Source organism: Caballeronia sordidicola (assembly GCF_000729995.1).
GTDB classification, from domain to species: domain Bacteria; phylum Pseudomonadota; class Gammaproteobacteria; order Burkholderiales; family Burkholderiaceae; genus Caballeronia; species Caballeronia sordidicola_A.
The window spans coordinates 20,762-43,428 of record NZ_JNFG01000005.1; the positions used below are offsets into that span (position 1 = coordinate 20,762).

Here is a 22,667-nt window from a genome sequence, read left to right on the forward strand (position 1 = left end):
CCCGGACGAAAGTGGATTGAAGCTCAGTTGAGTTGAGGTTCGGGTTTGCGGGTCAGGGCGTTGCCGAGGACTTCCGACACAATCCCGAACAGCGCTCCGGTGATCAAAGCCGCCGCTGCAACGAGTGCGGGGTTATGAATGCCGGCCGTGGTGATGGCTTGGCCGGTAGCCACCGTGGTGCCCACGGTCGAAGCGAACCCCCAGACGACCGCAGGCAGCACGTTCAGCAACTTGATCTTCGACGCCTGCACCATGGCCGCGCTGCCCACACCCACGCAAATTGCCGCGATGGCGGGTGTTTGCGTCGAACTCGCGATGGCCAGCAACGACAGTGACGCAATCACAAGACCCGTGAGGTTCGAAGCAACGCTTTGCACGAATCCTGCGGAGCCTCCACCGACCACGAAGAACGATGCCCATGCAATAAATGTCACCCAGACTGGGACGGGAAATACCGTGGCGGTGATGTAGGTATCGACTACGGCCAACACGCCGATGCTGACCGTAAAGGCTTCAGACTTTTTCATTTAGGGCTCCTTTGGTGGTGGGGATTCAGGGCTGATGCAGGCAATCGAGGAAGGCTTCGCGCAGGCGCGGCATGTCGAGGTCGCGACCAATGAATACGAACTTGCTGTCACGTGTTTCATCGGTGCGCCATACGCGCCCGGGGCGTGCTTCGAGCAGCATGTGGACACTATGAAAATGGAACTGCCGCGGCTCGGACTGGAAGTGCAGCACGCCTTTCATCCGCATGAGTTGCTGGCCGGACTGCTGCACGAGTTGGTTGATCCAGCGATTGAAGCGATCCGGATCGAGGGCGCCGCTCTCGACCAGCGCACACGACTGAATCGATGCATCGTGTTCGTGGTCATGGGCATTTTCATCGAGCAGATCAGGCTCGATTTCAAGCAGCGCGGGCAAGGAAAACCGCCGCACGCCAAGCAGCGAATCAGGTGGTACTCGCGAGTGGCTCGCAGTGGTGATGGCCGCGGTCCGGTTCAGTGCACGCACCTCCTGTTCGAGCTGCTCCAGGGCGTGAGCGTCGATGAGATCGACCTTGTTGATCACGACAATGTCAGCAAACGCCACCTGCTCACGCACGATCTCGTCCTGGAGTTGCCGAGCGAAATGATGTGCATCGACTACAGTGACAACCGCCTCCAGTTCGACCGCTTCACGCAAATCCGGGTCCGCGAGGAAGGTTTGCAAGACCGGCGCAGGATCGGCGAGTCCTGATGTCTCGACGATCAGGCGATCAAGTCTCGCGTGCGGATCGGATGGCGTGCGCATCAGCAGTTCCTTGACGCTCGCCACCAGGTCGGCGCGCACGGTGCAACACACGCAGCCGTTGTTGATTTCGATCAACGCTTCTTCTTCGGCGACGATCAACTGGCCGTCGATGCCGACCTCGCCGAACTCGTTCACGACAACGCCGATGCGCCCGGCCGTGCTGTGCTGCATCAGGTGATTGACCAGCGTGGTCTTGCCGGCGCCTAGAAAGCCTGAAATCACGGTGACGGGAATCTTGCGCCGCGGATTGGGTTGAGGTTGGTGCATGGCTGATCTCGACAAGGGCCTGAGGGGTTTGGCCTTGTAAAGAGCGAGTACCAGGCCCGTTTTTGCCGGACGGCTTGAGTGAAACGCGCTCTGTCTCGATTGCCCCGCTCTGATGGCTGTATAGGTATAAATGGGCGATAACGGACAAGATCGGGATATGACCCGCTTCGGGTTCAGGACGGAAAATGGTGCGTCGACGGCCTGGCATGCCCGCGTGGGGTGCGCGATGCGCCTTGATTAGCGCAGTCGCGTTTGATGGCAGGGGTAATAACGCCGCTTCGCAAACCAGGCGGCCATTCAGCGCGTAGGGTTACCCATCGCGAGAACAAACCTCGGCGATAATGCCGATATTGCATTCACCGACGCCGTTTTCCCGCGCGTCGATCTTCTAGGGAGCGACGGCGTGGTCGATTCATCCGCAGTCCTGGCTGTTTTGTCTGTCTACATTGCAGGCGTGGTTATTCCCGGGCCGAACTTTGTCGCGGTTGCGCATAAAGCGGCTTCGTCGACACGCTCCGAGGCCCTGGCGGTCGTCGCGGGCATCGTCCTGGTGAGCCTGTTCTGGGCGACCTGCGCCATTCTTGGCGTCGGAATTGTGTTCGCCGCTTTCCCGTGGATGGCGCTGGTCGTCAAGATTGGCGGCGCGGCGTATTTGATGTGGTTCGGCTGCCGGCTGATCGTCAAGGCGCGAGCCGGTGGCCCGGGCATGGCCCAGGCGAGCGTGTCTGGCGGATTGCGCAAGGCCTTTGTGCAAGGCTTCGCGACCAACATCACGAACCCGAAGTCAGTGGCGTTTTTCGCCGCCATTTTCGCTTCTGCAACGCCCGCGCATATGTCGCCGGTCACCTTCGTGGCAATGCTTGCGATGGTCGCTCTGGTCGCAACGACGTGGTACGGGTTCGTCGCACTCGTCCTGTCACACGCGGGGATTGCGTCGGGCTACCGCGGGTACCGGGCATGGATCGACCGGGTTTGCGGCGGGTTGATCGTGGGCTTGGGCATTCGCCAGCTATTGACGCGCTGAAACGCGCGTGACGAAGATGGGCGCTGCCGGGGCTCGTCGCTTAAGGCTGTGAGTGCGTACTGTTCTCGGCGGCACGTCGGGTCGTCTTGTGCTTTTTATGCTTAGGCGGCGCGTGGCGGGAAGCGCCGCCATTTCCGGACATCGACGACTGTCCCTCGCCGAAGTTAAACGTCTCCGCCAATGCGGCGGTCGAGATAAAGGCAAAAGCGCTGAGGGTCGAGGCGATCACTACTTGCGTAAGCTTCATTGCGCGGGCGTTCCAAAGTTAAAGTGCGTCAGCTTAAACCAAAGCGCCGCCGACGCACTTCATTCCCTTGCCCTCACTTGCTGCGAAGCGGCTGGTCCTTCATGAACCAGGACAACGCGAACGCGAGCAGCACGACCGCACCGGCCACGAGAAACACCAGGTGCATCGATCCCGAGAACGCGTTGAGATAGATATCGCGGACAGCGGCGGGGAGATGCTGGACCATCGTTGGCCCCATCGATTGTGGTAACTCCGTCCCCGGCGGCATGGCATCTGCCAGACGTGAGTGCAGACCGTTCGTAAAGATGGCGCCGAACGTGGCGACTCCCACCGAGCCACCGATCGACCGGAATAGCGTCGCGCCGGACGTGGCCACGCCGATATTCTTGAACGGCACCGCATTCTGCACCGCGAGCACCAGCACCTGCATGACCATGCCGAGTCCTAGTCCGAGCAGCAGCATGAACAGGTACATGGTGTGAAGCGGGGTATCCAGTTGCAGCGTGGACAGCAAAAACATACCGCAGGCCACGATCGCGGTTCCGCAGATCGGGAACCAGCGGTATTTGCCGATTCGGCTAATCAAGCGGCCGCTGATGATGGAGGTGGACAGTATGCCGGCCATCATCGGCAAAACTTGCAGGCCGGCTTGCGACGGTGTTGAACCCTTCGCCACTTGCAGATACAGCGGCAGGAATGTGATTGCGCCGAACAGCGAGAATCCGATGATGAAACCGATCAGCCCGCTCAGCACGAACGTTCGCTCCCTGAAAAGCTCGAGCGGCATGATCGGTTCATCGGCGAGCCGTTCTTCGTAGATAAAACCGCCCAGCGTAATGAATCCGAGCGCGAGCGTGAACCATAGCTGCGGCGAACTCCACGGCAGCAACGTGCCGCCCTGACTGGTAAAAAGGATGATACAAGTGAGCGATGCGGCTAAAAACGCAGCGCCCATGTAATCGATTTTATGTTTTACATGCGCCACGTGCGGTTTGAACACGAGTCCGATCACGATCAGCGCAAGCACGCCCAGCGGCACGTTGATATAGAAAATCCAGCGCCATGATAAATGCTCGACGATAAACCCGCCCAGCAGCGGCCCGACGACCGTCGCGAGTCCAAACACACCGCCGAACAGGCCCTGGTAGCGGCCGCGTTCGGCGGGCGGAATGACGTCGGCAATGGCGGCCATGGTCACGACCATCAACCCGCCGCCGCCGAGCCCCTGCAAGGCGCGCAACACGATCAACTGGGTCATGTCCTGCGCGACTCCGCACAGGATCGAGCCGGTAAGAAAAATGAGGATCGACGCCTGAATGACGACTTTGCGGCCGAAAAGATCGCCGAATTTTCCGTACAGCGGCACGACAATCGTCGACGTCAGCAGGTAGGACGTCACCACCCACGACACGCTTTCGAGCCCGCCCAGCTCGCCCACAATGGTGGGCAGCGCTGTGGAAACGATGGTCTGGTCGAGCGCGCCGAGCAGCATGACAAGCAGCAGCGCCGTGAAGAGCAGCCGGATTGGAGGTCGCTCTTCAATGGCAGTAAGCGGCACGGAAGACGCGCCAGAGGGTTGCAGGGATTCCATTCAGCCGCCCGATGAGATTAATTAATGTTGGAGTTAATATTAGGCGACGCTAATCCCGGGGTCAATTGCCACTATGACTAAAAATGTAACCGATCCTTCCGAGCCTTCCGGATCTGCCGTCCCCGCTGAGCCGTCGAACGAATCTGCCACGCCTGCTGCCGCCGGGCCGTCTAAGGCCGGCCGACGGCCTGGGAGGCCGACCGGCACGCACCACGGCGAACCGCGGGCGCTCCTGCTGGACGTCGCGCTGGTTCTATTTGCCCGTCAGGGAATCATGGAGACCACGCTCGGCGCGATTGCGCGCGAGGCGGGCGTGACGCCGGCCATGGTCCATTACTACTTCAAGACGCGCGATCAACTGCTGGACGTGTTGATCGATGAGCGATTCGTGCCGTTGCGTGCGGAACTCGGCCGCGCGTTCGCTGACTCTGACGCGGAACCGGCGGAAGCGTTGCGCGCATTCGCCGAAGGTCTGATCGCGGTATGCGAGCGGTATCCGTGGTTTGCGACGCTGTGGGTTCGCGAGGTCATCAGCGAAGGTGGATTGCTGCGCCAGCGTATTGCCGAGCGTTTCGGCGATGCTAATAAGAAAGCATCGATTGCACGCATCGCGCAATGGCAGAAGGAGGGCAAGCTCAACCCGCACCTGGAGCCATCGCTGCTGTTTGTATCGCTATTCGGTCTGACGGTGTTGCCGCTGGCGGTGACTTATACATGGGCTGAGGAGAGCGACGGCAGTGCGCCCAGGCGCGACCAGGTCGCGCGGCACGCAGTGGCGCTGCTGATGCACGGCATCGGGCCGACGTAAGCGCTGCGGGCAGCCGGCGCTCGGGACGTCGCGCTTAAGCGGGTACCGCGACGGGCGCATGGTGCACTCGGACAGCGAATCCATCACGCTGTTTGGCCGCGTCGGGCCATAGCCGTGCCAGCACCCGCCTGAGCTCCCGCCCTGGAGACGATCGCGAAGATTGTTCCGATGCCCGTAACAAATTTGCAGATACGCCGTTAAAATGCGCGCCGGGCAAGCTGCCCGGCCGCTCGACAAAAAAGGCGCGTCGCCGGCAGAAAAACAGGCCATCAACAGGCCACGATAGGGAGACATAAATAGATGACAACTGCTCAGGACCTCGCTCAACCCCGATCTGCTTCTGGCCATGAACATGTATCGGACTCATTAAGTGCAGGCACGATTTCCGCACGGCTCGATCGCCTCCCGGCGACCCGCTCGATGTGGGTACTCGTCGTCTTGTTGAGCCTCGGGTTCTTCTTTGAACTCTACGACCTGCTGTACTCCGGCTACGTCGCGCCCGGGCTCGTCAAGAGCGGCATTCTCACGTCCACCACCGTCGGGCTATTCGGCATGACGGGTGTCGCGAGTTTCATCGCGTCGCTGTTTCTCGGCTTGTTCATCGGCACGATTGCATGCGGTTTTCTCGCGGATCGTTTCGGCCGTCGCGCCATCTTCACTTACTCGCTGCTCTGGTACACGGTCGCGAACGTGATCATGGCGTTTCAGGACACGGCCGGTGGCCTCAACTTCTGGCGCTTCATGGCAGGGTTGGGCATTGGCGTGGAACTGGTAACGATCGGCACGTACATCTCCGAGCTGGTTCCCAAACACATTCGAGGCCGCGCCTTTGCGTGTGAGCAAGCGGTCGGTTTTGCGGCCGTGCCGGTCGTCGCATTCCTCTCTTACGCGCTGGTGCCGAACAAGCCTTTCGGTTTCGATGGCTGGCGCTGGGTCGTATTGATCGGTGCGCATGGCGCGCTGTTCGTGTGGTTCATCCGCCGGGCGTTGCCGGAAAGCCCGCGCTGGCTGGCGCAAAAAGGGCGGCTCGCGGAAGCGGACGCGGTGATGACGGCGCTGGAAGCGAAGGTCGAGAAAGAATATGGCCGGCCGTTGCCGCCGCCCGCCGCCCCTGAACCCGTCAGCACACGTGGCTCGTTCCGCGACATGTGGGTCGCGCCCTACGGCAAGCGCGCGACCATGATGATCATCTTCAACGTCTTCCAGACAGTCGGTTTCTACGGCTTCGCCAACTGGGTGCCCACCCTTCTCATCCATCAGGGCATCACGATCACGACCAGCCTGATGTACTCGACGATCATCGCCATTGCCGCACCGGTCGGACCGATCATCGGCTTGTTCATCGCCGATAAATTCGAGCGCAAGAGCGTGATTGTCGTGATGGCGGGTGCGATCGTGGTCTGCGGGCTGGTGTTCAGCCAGGTCTCGGGCGCGGCGCTGCTGGTTTGCATGGGCGTGGGGCTGACGCTCGCCAGCAACATCATGTCGTATAGCTTCCACGCGTATCAGACCGAGCTTTTCCCCACCAGCATTCGCGCGCGCGCGGTCGGTTTCGTGTATTCGTGGAGCCGCTTTTCGGCCATCTTCACATCATTCTTCATCGCGGGCGTGTTGAAGGCGTTCGGCACGACCGGGGTGTTTATGTTTATCGCCGGCGCGATGGCCGTGGTGATGCTGGCAATCGGATTGATGGGGCCGAAGACGCGGGACCTGGCGCTGGAACAAATCTCGCATTGAGATCTTGATCACGCCGCCGAGCGAGATATCGTCGCAATAAGACGCTATATGGGACGGTGCTGAAGAGGCGCGCCACAAGATCGTGCTGTCGCGGCTGGTCCAGGCATACGGCATCGAACTCGCGCCCGGGCCGCCGAGCCGCCGTATCCCGCCCCGAAGGACGCATTGCCCACGCATGGGCGGGCTGATGACGCTTTGCCTCGATAAAGCAAATTTGCAACTAACTGTCCGCCCGACTCGCGTCCGCGAGTGTCCGCAATCTCACTTCTCCCGGCTCGCGGCTTCCTCGAACCGCCGCGATGCTTCCTCCACGTCCTGTCTGAACTGCGCAAGCGCAGTCAGGCTGGCAGCGGGCGGCTGTAGCGCGGTCCACAGCACCTCGATGAGTTCATCGGCGGTCGTATCGATCTGAGCCTGACTCAGATGCCGCTTCGCAAGCGTCGCGTCCCACAGCACGTGTTCCATCGGTCCGAAGACCAGTGAACGCATCAATCGCAACGGCAAGTCGGCGCGCACCTGACCCACCGTCTGGCCATGAGCGAGGACGTTCATCAGCGGCGCGGTATAGCGGCGTTGAAGGTCGGTGAGGGTGTCGCTGAGATCATGATGTTTCGTCCGTCCTTCCGATAAAACCAGCGCACACAAGCCCGTCCCGTTCACCAGCATCAGCCGCAAATGCGTCCTCACGATAAACGCAAACTGCTGGCGCACGCTGCCGTCGCGGGGCAGTCCGGATTCGAATGCGTCGATGATCTCGTCATACCAATCCGCGATCACCCGCGCGCACAACTCCCGCTTGCCGCTGAAATAGCTGAACACGGTTGCCTCTGAAATCCCCGCGCGCTGGGCGATTTCGGCGCTCGTGGCGGCGTCGTAGCCTTTCTCGGCGAAGACGTCCCGGCCGGCCTGAAGAATGTCCTTCACGCGCTGCTGCGACTTCACGCCGGCAGGCGTACGACGATTTCCGGTAACAAGGGTGGAGGACATGGAAAGGCGTGCGCGATGATTAACCAGATGTGAGCGTAGCTCAAATCCCTATTGACGGGAAGTGGTATTTGGCGTGAAACTGCCGTCCATCATGGAAATTACCGAGTGTGAGTGAGACTCAGAATTTGAGTCGATCATTTGATCCTGCAAGCACCGCACTGCCGACCTCGAGCCGAACCACCGAAGAAGGAGACCCGCATGAACGACGTACCCGGTCTGAATTTCGCCTTGGGCGAAGACATCGACATGTTGCGCGACTCGCTCGCCAATTTCGCTGCGAAGGAGATTGCGCCGCGCGCGGCTGAAATCGATAAAACCGATCAGTTCCCAATGGATCTCTGGAAGAAATTCGGCGACCTGGGCGTGCTCGGCATGACGGTGTCCGAAGAGTATGGCGGCGCGAACATGGGCTATACGGCGCACATGGTCGCAATGGAAGAGATTTCGCGGGCGTCGGCGTCGGTGGGCTTGTCGTATGGCGCGCATTCCAACTTGTGCGTGAACCAGATTCATCGCAACGGCACCGAAGCGCAGAAGCGCAAATATTTGCCGGGGCTGGTCTCGGGCGAACACATTGGTGCGCTGGCAATGAGCGAGCCGAACGCCGGATCGGACGTGGTCAGCATGAAGCTGCGCGCCGATGAAAAGAGCGACCACTACGTCCTCAACGGCACGAAGATGTGGATCACCAACGGGCCGGATTGCGACACGCTCGTGGTGTATGCCAAGACCGATATTGAAGCAGGCGCGAAGGGCATTACGGCGTTTATCGTCGAGAAGGGCATGAAAGGGTTTTCCGTCGCGCAGAAGCTCGACAAGCTCGGCATGCGCGGCTCGCATACCGGCGAACTCGTGTTCGAAAACGTTGAAGTGCCGAAGGAAAATATCCTTGGAGCATTGAATGGCGGCGTAAAGGTGCTGATGAGCGGGCTCGACTACGAACGCGCGGTCTTGGCGGGCGGCCCGACGGGCATCATGGTCGCGTGCATGGACGCGGTCGTGCCGTACATCCACGACCGCAAGCAGTTCGGTCAGGCGATCGGCGAATTCCAGTTGATTCAAGGCAAGGTCGCCGATCTTTATACGACCTTGCAGGCGTGCCGCGCGTATCTCTACGCGGTAGGACGTCAGCTCGATACGCTTGGCGCCGGTCATGGCCGCCAGGTCCGGAAAGATTGCGCGGGCGTGATTCTTTATACAGCCGAAAAAGCGACGTGGATGGCCGGCGAAGCGATCCAGATCCTGGGTGGCAATGGCTATATCAATGAGTATCCGGTCGGGCGTTTGTGGCGCGACGCGAAGCTGTATGAGATCGGTGCAGGAACCAGTGAAATTCGCCGCATGTTGATCGGCCGCGAACTGTTTGCTGAAACAGCTTGAGCGAGCGGACAAACTTATGCCGATCATCGAATCGAAACTGAATCCACGCAGCGACGAATTCCGCGCGAACGCGGCGGCGCTTGAAGCGGTTGTCGCGGATCTGAAGGAAAAGGTCGCGAAGATCGCTTTGGGTGGCGGACAGGCTGCCCGGGACAAACACATGTCGCGGGGCAAACTGTTGCCGCGCGACCGCATCGCGCAATTGCTCGATCCGGGCACGCCGTTTCTCGAGTTGTCGCAAATGGCCGCGTACGGCATGTACAACGACGACGCCCCCGGCGCCGGCGTGATTACGGGCATCGGCAGGATTGCGGGGCAGGAGTGCGTGATCGTCTGCAACGACGCAACCGTGAAGGGCGGAACGTACTATCCGGTGACGGTGAAGAAGCATCTTCGGGCGCAGGAGATTGCGGAAGAAAACCGCTTGCCGTGCGTGTATCTCGTCGATTCGGGCGGCGCGAATCTACCCAATCAGGACGATGTATTCCCCGATCGCGATCACTTCGGCCGCATCTTTTATAACCAGGCGAACATGTCGGCGAAGGGCATTTCGCAGATCGCCGTGGTGATGGGGTCGTGCACTGCCGGCGGCGCCTACGTGCCCGCGATGAGCGATGAATCGATCATCGTGAAGAACCAAGGCACGATTTTTTTGGGCGGTCCGCCGCTGGTGAAAGCGGCAACGGGCGAAGAGGTCAGCGCCGAAGACCTGGGCGGCGGTGATGTACATACGCGCTTGTCAGGCGTCGTCGATCACCTCGCCCAGAACGACGCGCATGCGCTGGGTATTGCGCGCAGCATCGTCGGCAATCTGAATCGCGTGAAGGTCTCGCCGGTGGCGCTTAAAGAACCGCTGCCGCCGCGCCATGATCCGCATAGTTTGTACGGCGTCATTCCCGCAGACACTCGCAAGCCGTTCGACATTCGCGAAGTGATTGCGCGGATTGTCGATGACTCCGCCTTCGATGAATTCAAAGCCCGTTACGGCACGACGCTGGTGTGCGGATTTGCGCATATCTGGGGGCATCCGGTCGGCATCATTGCGAACAACGGCATCCTCTTTTCGGAGTCGGCGTTAAAGGGGACGCACTTCATTGAACTGTGCTGCCAGCGCAAGATTCCGCTCGTGTTCCTGCAGAACATCACGGGTTTCATGGTGGGGCGCAAGTACGAAAACGAAGGCATTGCGCGCAATGGCGCAAAGATGGTGACCGCAGTTGCAACGGCGAAGGTGCCGAAGTTCACGGTGATTATCGGCGGGTCGTTTGGTGCGGGAAATTACGGCATGTGCGGCCGGGCGTATTCGCCGCGTTTCCTCTGGATGTGGCCGAACGCGCGCATCTCTGTGATGGGCGGCGAACAGGCCGCGTCCGTGCTCGCGACCGTGCGCCGCGATGGCATAGAAGGTAAGGGCGGTACGTGGTCGAAGGAAGAGGAGGAGGCGTTCAAGTCACCGATTCGCGACCAGTATGAAGTACAGGGGCATCCGTATTATGCAAGCGCACGCCTGTGGGACGACGGTGTGATCGACCCGGCGCAGACCCGCGATGTGCTGGGACTTGGGCTGGCAGCTTCCATGAATGCGCCTATCGAGGACACGCGTTTCGGCGTGTTCAGGATGTGACGGCAGCACTTGGCGCTTCAGCGCTTAGTGCCGCCCCATGCTTCGCGGACGGCCCAGCACTTGGCGATTCAGCGCTTAGTGCTGCCCCATGCTTCGCGGACGGCCCAGCACTTGGCGATTCAGCGCTTAGTGCTGCCCCATGCAAAGGCTGACCTCTTCCTTCCAGGCTTCGTTATGTTCAACAAAATACTGATTGCAAATCGCGGTGAGATTGCGTGCCGCGTGGCCGCAACCTGCAAACGATTAGGCGTAGGCAGCGTCGCCGTTTATTCGGACGCCGATGCCCAGGCAAAGCACGTTGCCGTCTGCGATGAAGCCGTTCATGTGGGTGGTGCGGCTGCGTCCGAGAGTTATCTGCGGATCGAAAAGATCATCAGCGCCGCGTTGGAAACCGGCGCGCAAGCCGTGCATCCAGGGTATGGGTTCTTGTCCGAGAACGAGGACTTTGCGCGGGCTTGCGAGAAGGTCGGGCTGGTATTCATAGGGCCGCCGGTCGAGGCGATCTCCGCGATGGGTTCGAAGGCCGCGGCCAAGGCGCTGATGCAATCGGCATCCGTGCCGTTGGTGCCGGGTTATCACGGCGACAGCCAGGACCCCGCGTTGCTGCAAAAGGAAGCCGATGGCATCGGCTATCCGGTGCTGCTCAAAGCAAGCGCAGGCGGCGGCGGTAAAGGCATGCGTGTAGTCGAGAAAAGCGCGGATTTTGCGTCGGCGTTGTTGTCATGCAAACGTGAAGCCGCGAGCAGTTTTGGCAACGATCGTGTGCTGATCGAAAAATATTTGCAGCGCCCGCGGCATGTGGAAGTCCAGGTGTTCGCAGATCAGCACGGCAACGCCGTTTATCTTTTCGATCGCGATTGTTCAGTGCAGCGCCGACATCAAAAGGTGCTCGAAGAAGCGCCCGCTCCCGGCCTTCCAGATGAAGTGCGTAAAGCCATGGGCGAAGCCGCGGTTGCGGCGGCACGTGCGGTGAATTACGTGGGCGCGGGCACGGTCGAGTTCATCATGACCGGCGACGGCCAGTTCTATTTCATGGAGATGAACACGCGGCTGCAAGTTGAACATCCTGTGACCGAAATGGTCACAGGCCTCGACCTGGTCGAATGGCAACTACGCGTGGCAAGCGGTGAACCGTTGCCATTGTTGCAGGATCAGTTGAAGGTGAACGGCCATGCGATCGAAGCACGTATCTATGCAGAAAATCCATCGCGCGGGTTCTTGCCATCCACAGGTACGTTGAAGCATTTGAGTTTACCCGAAGCGGTCGAATTTCAGTTGAATGGCAACGTGCGCATCGATAGCGGCGTGCGAGAAGGCGATACCATTACCCCGTTTTACGATCCGATGATCGCCAAGCTGATCGTGCACGGCCGGGATCGTGACGATGCATTGCTTCGGATGGCGCTGGCGTTGAAAGAATGCGAGGTCGTGGGGCCGTCGACGAATATCGAGTTCCTGCATCGGATTGTGGTGAGCGTTCCCTTCTCGGCGGCCGATCTTGATACGGGCCTGATTGAACGTCATCACGACACGTTGTTCGCTCCATCGACCGTGCCAAAAACGCAGGCGCTCGCGTTGGCTTGCGCCGCGTTGCTCACGCGTGAAGGCGGTGAGGCGCATGGTGTGTCGCCGTGGGATGCGTTGTCGCATTGGCGCATGAGCGGCGGCTACACGCAGGCGTTGAACTGGCGCCTCGTGGGTTCGGACGATGAAATCGTGGCCGTCTTTACACGCGATTCAACATCTGGCCGCGCTGATAACAAACAGCTCGAATTACTTGGCGAAACGCTCACGTTCGACTGGTCGCATGGGGATGAGCCGCATGCATTCGTCGTGCTGATCGGCGATAAGCGGATCAAGGGGCGGGTGTTTATCGACGGTGATGTGTTCCATGTGTTCTACGCTGGCGCGTCGCTGGCGTTTGAATGGCAGAACCTGCTGGCGCATGCCGCCGATGCCGAGCATGGCGAAGGCCGCTTGACGGCGCCGATGCCGGGCAAAGTGATCGCGGTGCTGGTGGAAGTGGGCGTGGTGGTCGAGAAGGGTGCGCCGCTGCTGGTGATGGAAGCCATGAAGATGGAGCACACCATTGTTGCGCCGGCGGGCGGCACGGTGGGCGAGATCCTGTTCAGCGTTGGTGATCAGGTGACCGATGGCGCCCAGCTATTGGTGATGGAAGTGCAGCCCGCGAAATAACGCCTCGCGTTATTTCGTTTTCAAACTACCCAGCAGGGTGTCTTCAGATTCCGTCTTCACGAGGATTTCCACGCGCCGGTTCAACGCACGCCCTTCGGGCGTGTCGTTGGTCGCGATCGGTTCCAAAAATGCGATCCCTTTTGTTTTAATGCGCGCAGCAGGAACGCCGCGTGCGACTAGCGCATCGCCCACGGCATTGGCACGCGCGGTGGACAGTGTCTGGTTGTAGTCGAACGGGCCGACGTTATCCGTGTGTCCTTCGACCATGATCGGGCGCGTGCTGCGCTTGAGCAGCACGGCTGCACGATTTAGCACGGCGATGCTCTCGGGACGCATGGAGGCTTCGTCGAAGTCGAATAGCGCTGATTCCTGAAGCCGCAGCTCCACGCCTTCGCGCACCGGATGGACGACGATGCCGACCTTCTGGTTGAGCGCTTCTTCCTTCGACCGGTTCAGGCCGGATGCGCAGCCGGCGAGCAAGGCCGTTGTTGCACATGCGTTCACAATTGTTTGAATAGCTTTCACTGCATGTCTCTTGAACGGATGGCGGGGCGAGGAATTCGATTATAGGGAAATGGAATTGGCCGAGTGTGAAATTAGAACAACATCCGGAAACCCGGTTGAAAGTGCTCCGAGCTTGATTCTTGCCTTGATTCTGGCCGATAGTGGCCCGACTTACAATGCAGGGTTGGTACTCAGCTGGAAGACTCGGTAAGGCTGAGTTTGAAGCGGGTTTGTGGGCTTTCACTTAAAGAAGAAATAACCAGGGCGTTTTATATGATTCCACGCGATCAAACCTCTGCGGACGAGAAGGACCGCACGCGGCGTCTGCAACGAACCGCGTCGGGGTTGCTGTACGCGGTGCTCGTCGCGGTGGCGATCTGGATGATCCGCGACTTCATTCCTGCGGTGGTGTGGGCTGCTGTGATCGCGATTGCGTTGTGGCCGTTGTTGACCTGGCTTGAGCAGCGGCCGGTGTTCAAGGAGCGCCGAACCTGGCTTGCGGTGCTGTTGACGGTCGTGCTCGCGCTGGTGTTCGTGGTGCCGTTTATCCTGGTCGTCGCGCAGGCGGGCAATGAAGCTCGCGACTTTTTGCGCTGGTTCCACGAATCGCTTAGCACGGGCATTCCCATGCCCGATCTCGTCAACCATCTGCCGGCGGGGTCGACGCAGATATCGGCATGGTGGCAGGAGAATCTTGCTACGCCGCTGGGTTCATCGCCCGCGGCGAAACACTTTCATAGCGCGACCGTGGTCGCCATGACCCGGCATTTCGGCAGTCGCGTGGCGCATGGGCTGGTGGTGTTCGGCTTCATGCTTGTCACGCTGTTTTTCCTGTTCAAGGCGGGGTCGAAACTCGGTGAGCAGTTGCTTGAAGCATCGAGGCGCGGGTTTGGTTCGGAAGGTGCATCGCTGGCGCGCCGGATGGCCGAGTCGGTTCGCAGCACGGTGACCGGGCTGGTGGTGGTGGGTCTGGGGGAGGGCGCGTTGCTTGGCGTGGCTTATGTCGTAACCGGCGTGCCGCACGCCACGTTGCTCGGCATGCTGACCGCCATCGCAGCCATGTTGCCGTTTTGCGCGCCGATCGTGTTCATTGGCGCGGCATTGTGGCTGCTTGCTCAGGGCTCGATGGTGGCGGCGGTCTGTGTGGCGGTGTTCGGGTTCGTGGTGGTATTCGTGGCCGAGCACGCTGTGAGGCCGGTGCTGATCGGCGGCGCGGCGAGGTTGCCGTTTTTGCTCGTGCTGTTCGGGATTCTGGGCGGCGCGGAAACGTTCGGGTTGGTGGGCTTGTTTATCGGACCTGCGTTGATGACGATTCTGGTCGTGCTTTGGAAGGAGTGGGTGCATTGAGGAGTGCTGGCGAGCACGCAATGCTCGTCCGTCGCTTGCAATAAGCCATGCAGCGGTTATTGAAGGCCGTTTCATTAACTAGCGGTGAAACGTCCGATCGGATATTCGACGGCCACTTCGTGAATTGCAGGTCTTCGACACATTCCATCTTGTCGCGCAAGATGTCGATTCTTCGCCACCGACTCTTCGTAATACGAAGTGGTCAGCCGACCATAGATTGTCGGCACGGCGATCGTGTGTTGAATGCAGTGATCGCGCCGGAGCTTCAGGAAAACGAACCCGCTTCGGGCAGGTAAACGCTGAAGCAGCGCAGCCGCAAAGTCGAAGCCGACGAGATCCGCGCGATGCTGGATTCGTTCGATGGTAGTCGCGAGGAGGGCGCTCGGGCGCTCGGTATTTGCAAGACTAAGCTGTGGCGGAAGCTATCGGTGAAGTAAGCGGAAACCTCTCACCCCCGCTCCTGCACACACACCCACGGCGACACCACCACAGCCCACAATTCGGGATTGCGTGCAGCAAGATCCTCAGCCACCGCGGGTTCGACGCGTTCAAGCAACCCGGCCGACAACCACTTGGTGACCTGCTTCGTATCATCACTGGCAACGGCTTCGGCGACACTCACCAAATCGATATCGCGCGCCACTTTCAGCAACACGCCGCGCGCGAAAAACCGCTGCAGTTCAGACCATTCGATCTGCGCGGTTTCGGCGAAAAGTTTGAGATACAGCGGACTGGCGGACTGAGCGTCTTTCATAGGGGAATCACAGGCAGGTTCGAGCGTCCGACATGATAAACCATCGCGCCGGACGCTCTGCCCGACTGCCAGCGACCGCTCAAAGATCGAAGAAAACCGTTTCCTTCGGTCCTTGCAGATGAATATCGAAGCGATAGATCGTATTCGACGTGCCTGCTTCCCGTTTAGCGACCAGCGTGCCGCGGCGTTCCTGAGGCACTAGCGCCAGGACGTCATCGCGTGCGTTAGCTTCGGCTTCATCGTCGAAATAGATGCGCGTATAAGCGTGCAGCAACATGCCGCGCATCAACACGATCACATCAATATGCGGCGCCGAATCGCCCCCTGTGCTGCCCGGCTTGACTGTGTCCACGACGAAGCGCAACTCCGGGTCCGTCCCGGTGCCCACCCGCGCGAAACCGCGAAAGCCCGACTTGCGTGCCTCTGCCGTCGTGCTCACATAGCGGCCGGTGGAATCGGCCTGAATCATTTCGATCACGGCATCGCCCACCACTTTCTCTTCACCGTCGAATACTTGCCCGACGATGCTGATGTGCTGACCCACCGATTCCCGATCCGCAATCGACGGCGTGAACAGGCTTTTCAAATCGAAGTTGTATTGCTCGGGACACAAGCCATAAGCGAAGTACGGTCCGACCGTTTGCGACGGGGTTTGTTTAAAAGTGGTCATGTTCAAGCCTCCGTCGGGGTCTGGTTCGCGCCGCGCAGCACGATGTCGAACTCATAACCGAGCGCATAGCCTTCCTCGGTCGTATCGATGGAAAAGCGCGAGATCATCCGGTTGCGCGCATGTTCCGGCGTGCCCTGGAAGATCGGATCGAGGTCGAGCAGCGGGTCGCCGGGGAAATACATTTGCGTGACAAGACGCGAGCCGAAGTAGTCGCCGAACAACGAGAAGTGGATGTGATTGGGACGCCACGCGTTGGCATGATTACCCCACGGATACGCGCCCGGCTTGACCGTAAGAAACCGGTACCGCCCCTCGTTGTCAGTCAGGCAACGGCCGGCGCCCAGGAAATTCGGATCAAGCGGCGCCGCGTGCTGGTCGGCTTTGTGAACATAACGCCCCGCCGCATTCGCTTGCCAAATCTCGACCAGCGTGTTGCGCACGGGCCGGCCGCCTTCGTCGAGCACGCGGCCCGTCACGATGATGCGTTCGCCCAGCGGCTCGCCATTCTTCGCGGCGTTGCGCGTGAGGTCATGATCGAGCTTGCCGAGATCATCGGCGCCGTACACCGGCACGCGCCGGTCCTTCAGGTTCTCTTTCAGCGGGATCAACGGGCGCGACGGGCTGCGCAACACGGACGACTTGTAACCCGGATGGCGATAAGGCGGGTGGGAATCCCAGTCGCGCGGGCTCAGGATGAGGGAGGGGGAACTCACGGGGGAAGTCACTTTTTTGTCTCCGACTTTTAAAATATGAATCAACACTTTATCTAAGTGATGAAGTTATGGAAAATGACGTTTTATGCATTCAGACATAACTAATCGTCATGGCTAAAAACCCTGTGCCGTCCGTCCCTGCGGCGTCGAACAAGCTGAGTAAGCTGAACCAGCCAATCTTGCCGATCGCCAACCTGACCAGCGGCCGGATCAAGTTCCGGCATCTGCAGTGTTTCCTGGCGGTGACGCAATTCGGCAGCGTGCAGCGCGCCGCTGACAGCCTGTCGATTACGCAACCGGCGGTATCGAAAACTATAGGCGAGCTGGAATCCATACTGGGCGTCCGGTTGTTCGAACGGGGCCGCCGAGGCGCCGCGCCGACGCGCGAAGGCAGACTATTTGCGCCGCACGCTGCAGCCTGCGTAGGGGCTTTGCGCGAGGGAGTGGATGAATTGTCCCGGCATGGCGACGACCTGCCCGGCACGGTCGCGATAGGCGTCTTGCCGACCGTCGCGCCTGCGTTGCTGCCGCCCACGCTTGCCGCGTTTCGGGAGCACTGGCCGGACGTCTCCGTGCGGGTATGGACCGGGTCGAACTCGCAATTGCTCGAACGCCTGAAATCCGCCGATACCGACCTGGTTATCGGCCGCCTGTCCGAACCGGAAGGCATGCAGGGGATGACCTTCGAGCAGTTGTACCGTGAGCCGTTGACGGTCGTTGTGCGCAGCGATCATCCGCTCGTGCATGAAAGCAATATCACGGCGTCGGTGCTTGCCCGCTTTCCGGTGGTCGTGCCGCCATTTGGGACGCTGATCCGACAGTCCGCTGAAAGCGTGTTGACGGCGTTCGGCGCACAAGCGCTGAGTTCGCTGATTGAAACCTTGTCGGTGTCGCTTGGGCGCGCTCTTGCATTGCACAATGACGCGATATGGTTCGTGCCCGCAAGCGTGGTGGAACACGACATCGAATTGAAGCTGCTGGCCCGCTTGCCGATGCCCTTTGCCGGCGCCGATGAACCCATCGGCCTGATACTGCGCCATGACCGCGTCCGCTCGCCTGCACTGGATAGTCTGATCGATGCCATCCGGGAAGCCGGAAGGCAGCGTGAGGCGGTTCGTATCGGTATGAAATAGCGCGTATCCAGGCTTGCCGCAGGCACTTGTTACCGTAAATGCGGTATCGGCAAAACCCCATTAGCATGCGTGCGATAAAAGCTATATAAGTGGGCCAAGCCTGCTTCAGTCAACAGTCAAGGCAAGCGCAAAGCCGCCTTGAAAAGCAGCATAAAAGCTGGGAGTCACGAGCCGCGCATAAGCGCCGCAAACAACCTTACTGTAAGCATGCGCAACAGAATTGCGTGCAACCAAAGTTCGCTTTGCGCTGTCTGACTCCGCAACTCGCAACGCTTCAATCCTCAGGACGACCATCAAAGCCGCCAGCAAGATGAGAACCGTATTGCTCGTCGACGACGACCCCGCCACCCTCGAAGCCTGGACCCTGTGCATGCAGTCGGCCGACTGCACGGTGCTGTCCGCGTTCGACGGCAACGGTGCGCTTGCACTATTGGGCGAGCACAGCGTGGATATCGTGGTGTCTGACTGGATGATGCCGGGGCTTGGCGGCGCTCTGTTATGCCAGACGATGAAGACCAACTCGGCCTTGGCCCACATTCCCTTCCTGATGATCTCGGGCCATCCGCACCCGCCGGCTTTCGTTCACTACGACGGCTATTTACAGAAGCCCGTCGAGACCGAAGCGCTGTTGTCAGCGGTGGACCGGCTGTGCGCGGCGAAGCGACGCCGGCCGTTCTGACGTTCTGACGTTTTGACCCATCAACGCACCGAGCCGCTGCTGACCACGGGTTACCGCGCGTAGGTAGCCCGCTCGGGTGCAGACTCAAGCCAGCCGCGCCATTTCCTTTTCCATCCGTTCTTGCGCCAGCCTGTTCAACTCTTGCGGCACCACACAATCGGCGGGCAGCGGCGGCAGCACGATCACGCGAATATGCCCGGGCTGATCGGGCCAGCCTTTTGCCGGCCAGTATTTGCCGGCGTTATGCACGACCGGGACGGCGGGCACTTGCGTGGAACACGCGAGCCTCACGCCGCCTGACGCCAGCTTGAGCGGCGCATCGTGCGCGACCCGCGTGCCTTCCGGAAAGATCACCACCACATCGCCCAGCGCGAGCTTTTCCGCGCATTCGCGCGTGACGGCCTGATGCGCCTGACGGGGCGAACCGCGGTCCAGGCTCACCATATCCAGACCCTTGAGCACCCAGCCGAAGAACGGAATGCGCTTGAGGTCGCTCTTGAATACGAAGCTGATGCGGCGCGGAAACAGCGCCATGAACGCGAGCGTTTCCCATGTCGATTCATGCCGGCACAGCATGATGAACGGTTCGTTCGGCAGGTTCTCCAGCCCTTCGACCGAACACGATACGCCGGTGATCGCGCGCATCATCCAGACCATTGCGCGGCACCATTGTTTGGCGAGCCAATAACGGCCGCCGCGGCCGACGAACGGAAACAAAGGCAGAATCAGGATCGACCACACGGTACCGCTGCCAAGCAGGTAGGTCGCGAATAGCCACTTGACGAAGGTTCGATGCATTAAGAAATGGACGTGGTAAAAATGGGGCGAAAGGGGTGCGGCGGGTTGCAAAGCGTCCTGGGGTACGGTGACCGGCCCGACGTTTGAGCCCGGCGTGCGAAACCCGAAGGATAGCCTGTGCGGCGCTCCATGTCCCAAACTGGGGTTCTGGGCCTGCCCCTGAACTAACCGCCCGATGACAATCAGAGAGGCACCGGCCTCTCTTTAACGGAGTTGCAATGACGGACGAAGCAAACAGCGAAGTAAAGGCCGAATTGACGAACGGCGATGCCGCCAAGCCGGCGCCTGCGTTCGAGGACGGTCTGCTGGATGTCGGCGATGGCCACGCCATGTACTGGCGCGCACAAGGGCCCAAGGACGCCCCCGTGATGCTGATTGTCCACGGTGGCCCCGGCGGCGCGATGAACCTGAAGTGGGCGGATGTGCTCGATACATCGAGGTGGCGGATGGTTTTCTTCGATCAGCGCGGCTGCGGCAAATCCACGCCGTTCGGGAAGCTGGAGCACAACGGCACGAACGATCTTATCGGCGATATGGAGAAGTTGCGGGTCGCGCTCGGCATCGAAAAGTGGGCGCTGTTCGGCGGCTCGTGGGGCACGACACTCGCGCTCAGCTACGGCGTCACGCATCCCGATCGCTGCCTCGGCTTTTTGCTGCGCGGGATTTTCCTGGCGCGCAAGGAGGATATCGACTGGTTCCTGTGGGATGTGCAGCGCGTGTTTCCGGATGCGCACCGGGCGTTTCTGGATGCCATCGAGACCGCGAGCGGCCAGCGTCCGCGCAATGCCGCCGAGATCCTGGCGCTGACCGGCGCGCCCCTTGCCCGTTTCGATGACGCCGGCATCAAGCTCGCCCGTGCGTGGTCGGGCTTCGAGGCGACGTTGTCGGTAGTGAATAAACCCGCGCCGAAGAAGGGTGCTGACCAGACGAATAAGGACGAATCGAAAGGCGACGAATCGGTCGTAACGGTACAAACCACCGCCACGCCGCCCGAACCGACCCAGGCCGACGCGACCCAAGCCGACGCGACCCAAGCCGAGCCGGCCACCCCCGAAGCCACCCGCGAGGCCAATGCCGCTGCGATCTCCATGTCGCTGCTGGAGCACCACTACATGGCGCATGAGTTGCCGCCGGAGCCGTTGTTGCCGCGTATCGGGAGGATTGCGCATTTGCCGTGCGTGCTCGTACACGGCCGCTTCGACATGGTGTGTCCCGCCGATCAGGTGCAGGCCCTCGCCGACGTGTGGCCGGGCGCGCAGCTATCCATCGTCGATGCCGCGGGCCACTGGACCTTCGAGCCCGGCAACGTGACAGCGTTGAAAGCCGGCGGCGAGTATCTTGCACGAACGCTGGCCGCGACGCCGGCTACAGCTCCGGATTCAACCCCAACGCTAGGCTGAAGGCGGCAGCAACCCGGTCGCCGACGCGGCGAGACGCTCCCAGTCGAGATCCGCGCCGAACACGAGCGGGTCGCCGCGATAGTTGATGAAGATCGACAGCGTCACGCACAGCCCGGTGCCGGTCGCCGATAAATACGGAGCACTCACCATCAGCCGCTGCGGATACGCGAGGGCATCGACGAAATACGGCCGGTTGTCCCAGCGGCCGATCGACGGCTTGCTCAGTGGCGCGAGGCGAGGAGCGATCGGGATTGCGCCGGCGCCTTCGATCATCGGGATGCATTCGCGGCCGCCCTGATCGAGGAAAAAGCAACATACCGTGCTCGGCAGCGCCCGCAGATCCTCGCAGGCCCGATCCGGCAACGCGCCGGAGCACATGCGTTCGGCCGCCTCCGCAAAGCGCGTCCGATACGGCATCAGCAGCAAGTCGACGGCAAGCTCGCGGGTCTGGCGCGTGTGAGCGAGAGTATCGAAGACGGTTTCGATCTGCTGCGTCGCGGCTTCCTCGGGCGAGTTTCCGGGACCTGGCTGGCCGAACAGGAAGCCCTGCACGAAGTCCACACCCGAGCGCGCCGCCAGCAGCAAGTCCTCCTCGGTCTCGATGCCTTCGGCCACCACCAGCATGCCTGCCTCGTGCAACAGGCTCACCAGCTTCGGCATCACTGACTCGCGCAGGTCCGGCTGATGCGCGTGAATAAGGCTGCGATCCAGTTTCACGATGTCCGGCCGCAAGGTCAGCAACCGATCCAGGTTCGAGTGGCCGGCACCGAAGTCGTCCACTGCCACCAGAAAGCCGTGGCGCCGGAACGCCTGGGTCGCGTGGGCGAACGCGCAGACGTCGTTGCCGCCTGATTCCAGCAATTCGATCACGATTTCTTCCGGCCGCATGCCCGAATCACGCGCGATGCCGGCGAGTTGCTGCGCATAGCCGGGATCGATGAAACTGGCCGGCGTCACGTTCAGGAACAGCCAGCTCTGGCCGGGCAGCCATTTGGCTGCGTTGTGCAAATGGGTGACATGACTCAGGCGGTCGAGTGCGCCCGTCGAGCTCTCCACGATCGCTTTCGCGAACAGTTCGAACGGCTCCAGCAACCCCCCGGCGGATGCAACGCCGCGCAACAGGGCCTCGTAACCGACCTGGCGCTGGTGGGGCAAGCTGTAGATCGGCTGGAAATGCGAACAGAGCACGATGCCGTCGAACGCGGCCTGCGGGCGAGGCTTACCGAGTGCGCGCCGCATCAGGAAGCCGCCGCCAGGAAATGGGCATTGCCGGTTGGCGCAGCCATGCTGTCTAGTGCAACACGTCCCGAGACGAATAGTGAAAAGGCGCGCAGGATGAACGGCATGAACCGTGCGGGCAACCCTGTCAGCCGCGGCGTGCGACGACGGCGTACCGGCCCGGTCAGAACGGCTGCACAAACGCGAGCCAGGAACAGTTCGAACATGATGTTGGTCTGCGCGCGTGAATACGACAATGGGACGAATGGGACGCGGCTCGGCAACGCTTGAGGCCGGACA

At 60.7% G+C, this 22,667-nt stretch carries 23 protein-coding genes and 2 pseudogenes; 12 read left to right on the forward strand and 13 right to left on the reverse strand.

Going from position 1 to position 22,667, the window contains the following annotated elements; genetic code table 11:
• Positions 1 to 23: 23 nt before the first annotated feature.
• A complete protein-coding gene (locus FH08_RS0104545) occupies positions 24 to 527 on the reverse strand; it encodes a DUF1097 domain-containing protein (protein WP_031357183.1) in 504 nt (167 codons plus the stop codon).
• Positions 528 to 552: 25 nt separating this feature from the next.
• Positions 553 to 1,557 carry a CobW family GTP-binding protein gene (locus tag FH08_RS0104550; protein ID WP_031357184.1) on the reverse strand — a complete coding sequence of 335 codons (1,005 nt, stop codon included), beginning with the start codon at positions 1,555 to 1,557 and terminating at the stop codon, positions 553 to 555.
• Positions 1,558 to 1,960: 403 nt separating this feature from the next.
• Here FH08_RS0104550 and FH08_RS0104555 point away from each other — a divergent pair, with 403 nt between their 5' ends.
• Entirely contained in the window at positions 1,961 to 2,581 is a 621-nt protein-coding gene (locus FH08_RS0104555) for a LysE family translocator (protein WP_031357185.1), read from the forward strand.
• A 40-nt stretch (positions 2,582 to 2,621) separates the two neighbouring features.
• On the opposite strand, the gene FH08_RS0104560 is transcribed toward FH08_RS0104555, so the two are convergent.
• Positions 2,622 to 2,828, reverse strand: a complete 207-nt coding sequence (locus FH08_RS0104560) for a hypothetical protein (protein ID WP_031357186.1) — start codon at positions 2,826 to 2,828, stop codon at positions 2,622 to 2,624.
• 73 nt (positions 2,829 to 2,901) lie between these two features.
• Entirely contained in the window at positions 2,902 to 4,419 is a 1,518-nt protein-coding gene (locus tag FH08_RS0104565) for an MDR family MFS transporter (RefSeq protein ID WP_031357187.1), read from the reverse strand.
• A 73-nt stretch (positions 4,420 to 4,492) separates the two neighbouring features.
• Here FH08_RS0104565 and FH08_RS0104570 point away from each other — a divergent pair, with 73 nt between their 5' ends.
• The 3 genes and pseudogenes from FH08_RS0104570 to FH08_RS51645 all read left to right on the forward strand — a co-directional run.
• A complete protein-coding gene (locus FH08_RS0104570) occupies positions 4,493 to 5,227 on the forward strand; it encodes a TetR/AcrR family transcriptional regulator (RefSeq protein ID WP_031357188.1) in 735 nt (244 codons plus the stop codon).
• 300 nt (positions 5,228 to 5,527) lie between these two features.
• Positions 5,528 to 6,964 (forward strand): MFS transporter, encoded by a 1,437-nt coding sequence (locus tag FH08_RS0104575; protein WP_031357189.1) that lies wholly within the window; start codon positions 5,528 to 5,530, stop codon positions 6,962 to 6,964.
• A 52-nt stretch (positions 6,965 to 7,016) separates the two neighbouring features.
• Positions 7,017 to 7,126 (forward strand): annotated as a pseudogene (locus FH08_RS51645) (ferritin-like domain-containing protein); the annotation flags it as partial.
• 99 nt (positions 7,127 to 7,225) lie between these two features.
• Here FH08_RS51645 and FH08_RS0104580 read toward each other — a convergent pair.
• A complete protein-coding gene (locus tag FH08_RS0104580; RefSeq protein ID WP_031357190.1) occupies positions 7,226 to 7,951 on the reverse strand; it encodes a TetR/AcrR family transcriptional regulator in 726 nt (241 codons plus the stop codon).
• Between the two features lie 198 nt (positions 7,952 to 8,149).
• Between FH08_RS0104580 and FH08_RS0104585 the strand changes: the two genes are divergently transcribed.
• From FH08_RS0104585 to FH08_RS0104595, 3 genes are all read left to right on the forward strand, one after another.
• Positions 8,150 to 9,331 (forward strand): isovaleryl-CoA dehydrogenase, encoded by a 1,182-nt coding sequence (locus FH08_RS0104585; protein WP_031357191.1) that lies wholly within the window; start codon positions 8,150 to 8,152, stop codon positions 9,329 to 9,331.
• Positions 9,332 to 9,347: 16 nt separating this feature from the next.
• On the forward strand, positions 9,348 to 10,955 hold the full coding sequence (locus FH08_RS0104590; RefSeq protein ID WP_031357192.1) for a carboxyl transferase domain-containing protein: 1,608 nt from the start codon (positions 9,348 to 9,350) through the stop codon (positions 10,953 to 10,955).
• A 174-nt stretch (positions 10,956 to 11,129) separates the two neighbouring features.
• Positions 11,130 to 13,151, forward strand: coding sequence for an acetyl/propionyl/methylcrotonyl-CoA carboxylase subunit alpha (locus tag FH08_RS0104595; protein WP_031357193.1), 2,022 nt, complete (start codon positions 11,130 to 11,132; stop codon positions 13,149 to 13,151).
• A gap of 9 nt (positions 13,152 to 13,160) precedes the next feature.
• Here the strand turns inward: FH08_RS0104595 and FH08_RS0104600 are convergent, their stop codons facing one another.
• Complete coding sequence (locus FH08_RS0104600) at positions 13,161 to 13,676, reverse strand: OmpA family protein (RefSeq protein WP_031357194.1); 516 nt, start codon at positions 13,674 to 13,676, stop codon at positions 13,161 to 13,163.
• A gap of 252 nt (positions 13,677 to 13,928) precedes the next feature.
• Here FH08_RS0104600 and FH08_RS0104605 point away from each other — a divergent pair, with 252 nt between their 5' ends.
• Positions 13,929 to 15,002: an AI-2E family transporter gene (locus FH08_RS0104605; RefSeq protein ID WP_031357195.1), complete on the forward strand. Its 1,074-nt coding sequence runs from the start codon at positions 13,929 to 13,931 to the stop codon at positions 15,000 to 15,002.
• Between the two features lie 115 nt (positions 15,003 to 15,117).
• Here the strand turns inward: FH08_RS0104605 and prpD are convergent.
• Positions 15,118 to 15,259: pseudogene (gene prpD / locus FH08_RS53205) on the reverse strand (2-methylcitrate dehydratase); the annotation flags it as partial.
• A 42-nt stretch (positions 15,260 to 15,301) separates the two neighbouring features.
• Here prpD and FH08_RS51655 point away from each other — a divergent pair.
• Entirely contained in the window at positions 15,302 to 15,439 is a 138-nt protein-coding gene (locus FH08_RS51655; RefSeq protein WP_152602739.1) for a helix-turn-helix domain-containing protein, read from the forward strand.
• A gap of 11 nt (positions 15,440 to 15,450) precedes the next feature.
• Here the strand turns inward: FH08_RS51655 and FH08_RS0104615 are convergent, their stop codons facing one another.
• From FH08_RS0104615 to pcaH, 3 genes are all read right to left on the reverse strand, one after another.
• Positions 15,451 to 15,756, reverse strand: coding sequence for a DUF2288 domain-containing protein (locus tag FH08_RS0104615; protein WP_031357196.1), 306 nt, complete (start codon positions 15,754 to 15,756; stop codon positions 15,451 to 15,453).
• 79 nt (positions 15,757 to 15,835) lie between these two features.
• On the reverse strand, positions 15,836 to 16,426 hold the full coding sequence (gene pcaG, locus FH08_RS0104620; protein WP_031357197.1) for a protocatechuate 3,4-dioxygenase subunit alpha: 591 nt from the start codon (positions 16,424 to 16,426) through the stop codon (positions 15,836 to 15,838).
• 2 nt (positions 16,427 to 16,428) lie between these two features.
• Positions 16,429 to 17,139, reverse strand: a complete 711-nt coding sequence (gene pcaH, locus FH08_RS0104625; protein WP_031357198.1) for a protocatechuate 3,4-dioxygenase subunit beta — start codon at positions 17,137 to 17,139, stop codon at positions 16,429 to 16,431.
• A gap of 110 nt (positions 17,140 to 17,249) precedes the next feature.
• Here pcaH and pcaQ point away from each other — a divergent pair, with 110 nt between their 5' ends.
• Positions 17,250 to 18,272 carry a pca operon transcription factor PcaQ gene (gene pcaQ / locus FH08_RS0104630; RefSeq protein ID WP_081889356.1) on the forward strand — a complete coding sequence of 341 codons (1,023 nt, stop codon included), beginning with the start codon at positions 17,250 to 17,252 and terminating at the stop codon, positions 18,270 to 18,272.
• Between the two features lie 310 nt (positions 18,273 to 18,582).
• Positions 18,583 to 18,951: a response regulator gene (locus FH08_RS0104635; protein ID WP_031357200.1), complete on the forward strand. Its 369-nt coding sequence runs from the start codon at positions 18,583 to 18,585 to the stop codon at positions 18,949 to 18,951.
• Positions 18,952 to 19,035: 84 nt separating this feature from the next.
• Here the strand turns inward: FH08_RS0104635 and FH08_RS0104640 are convergent, their stop codons facing one another.
• Positions 19,036 to 19,749, reverse strand: coding sequence for a lysophospholipid acyltransferase family protein (locus FH08_RS0104640; protein ID WP_031357201.1), 714 nt, complete (start codon positions 19,747 to 19,749; stop codon positions 19,036 to 19,038).
• A 218-nt stretch (positions 19,750 to 19,967) separates the two neighbouring features.
• Here FH08_RS0104640 and FH08_RS50240 point away from each other — a divergent pair, with 218 nt between their 5' ends.
• On the forward strand, positions 19,968 to 21,149 hold the full coding sequence (locus FH08_RS50240; RefSeq protein WP_081889357.1) for an alpha/beta fold hydrolase: 1,182 nt from the start codon (positions 19,968 to 19,970) through the stop codon (positions 21,147 to 21,149).
• On the opposite strand, the gene FH08_RS0104650 is transcribed toward FH08_RS50240, so the two are convergent.
• A complete protein-coding gene (locus FH08_RS0104650) occupies positions 21,141 to 22,388 on the reverse strand; it encodes an EAL domain-containing protein (RefSeq protein WP_051887758.1) in 1,248 nt (415 codons plus the stop codon). The genes FH08_RS50240 and FH08_RS0104650 overlap by 9 nt on opposite strands.
• Positions 22,388 to 22,594 (reverse strand): hypothetical protein, encoded by a 207-nt coding sequence (locus tag FH08_RS0104655; protein WP_152602729.1) that lies wholly within the window; start codon positions 22,592 to 22,594, stop codon positions 22,388 to 22,390. The genes FH08_RS0104650 and FH08_RS0104655 overlap by 1 nt, the downstream gene beginning before the upstream one ends.
• Between the last annotated feature and the right edge of the window lie 73 nt (positions 22,595 to 22,667).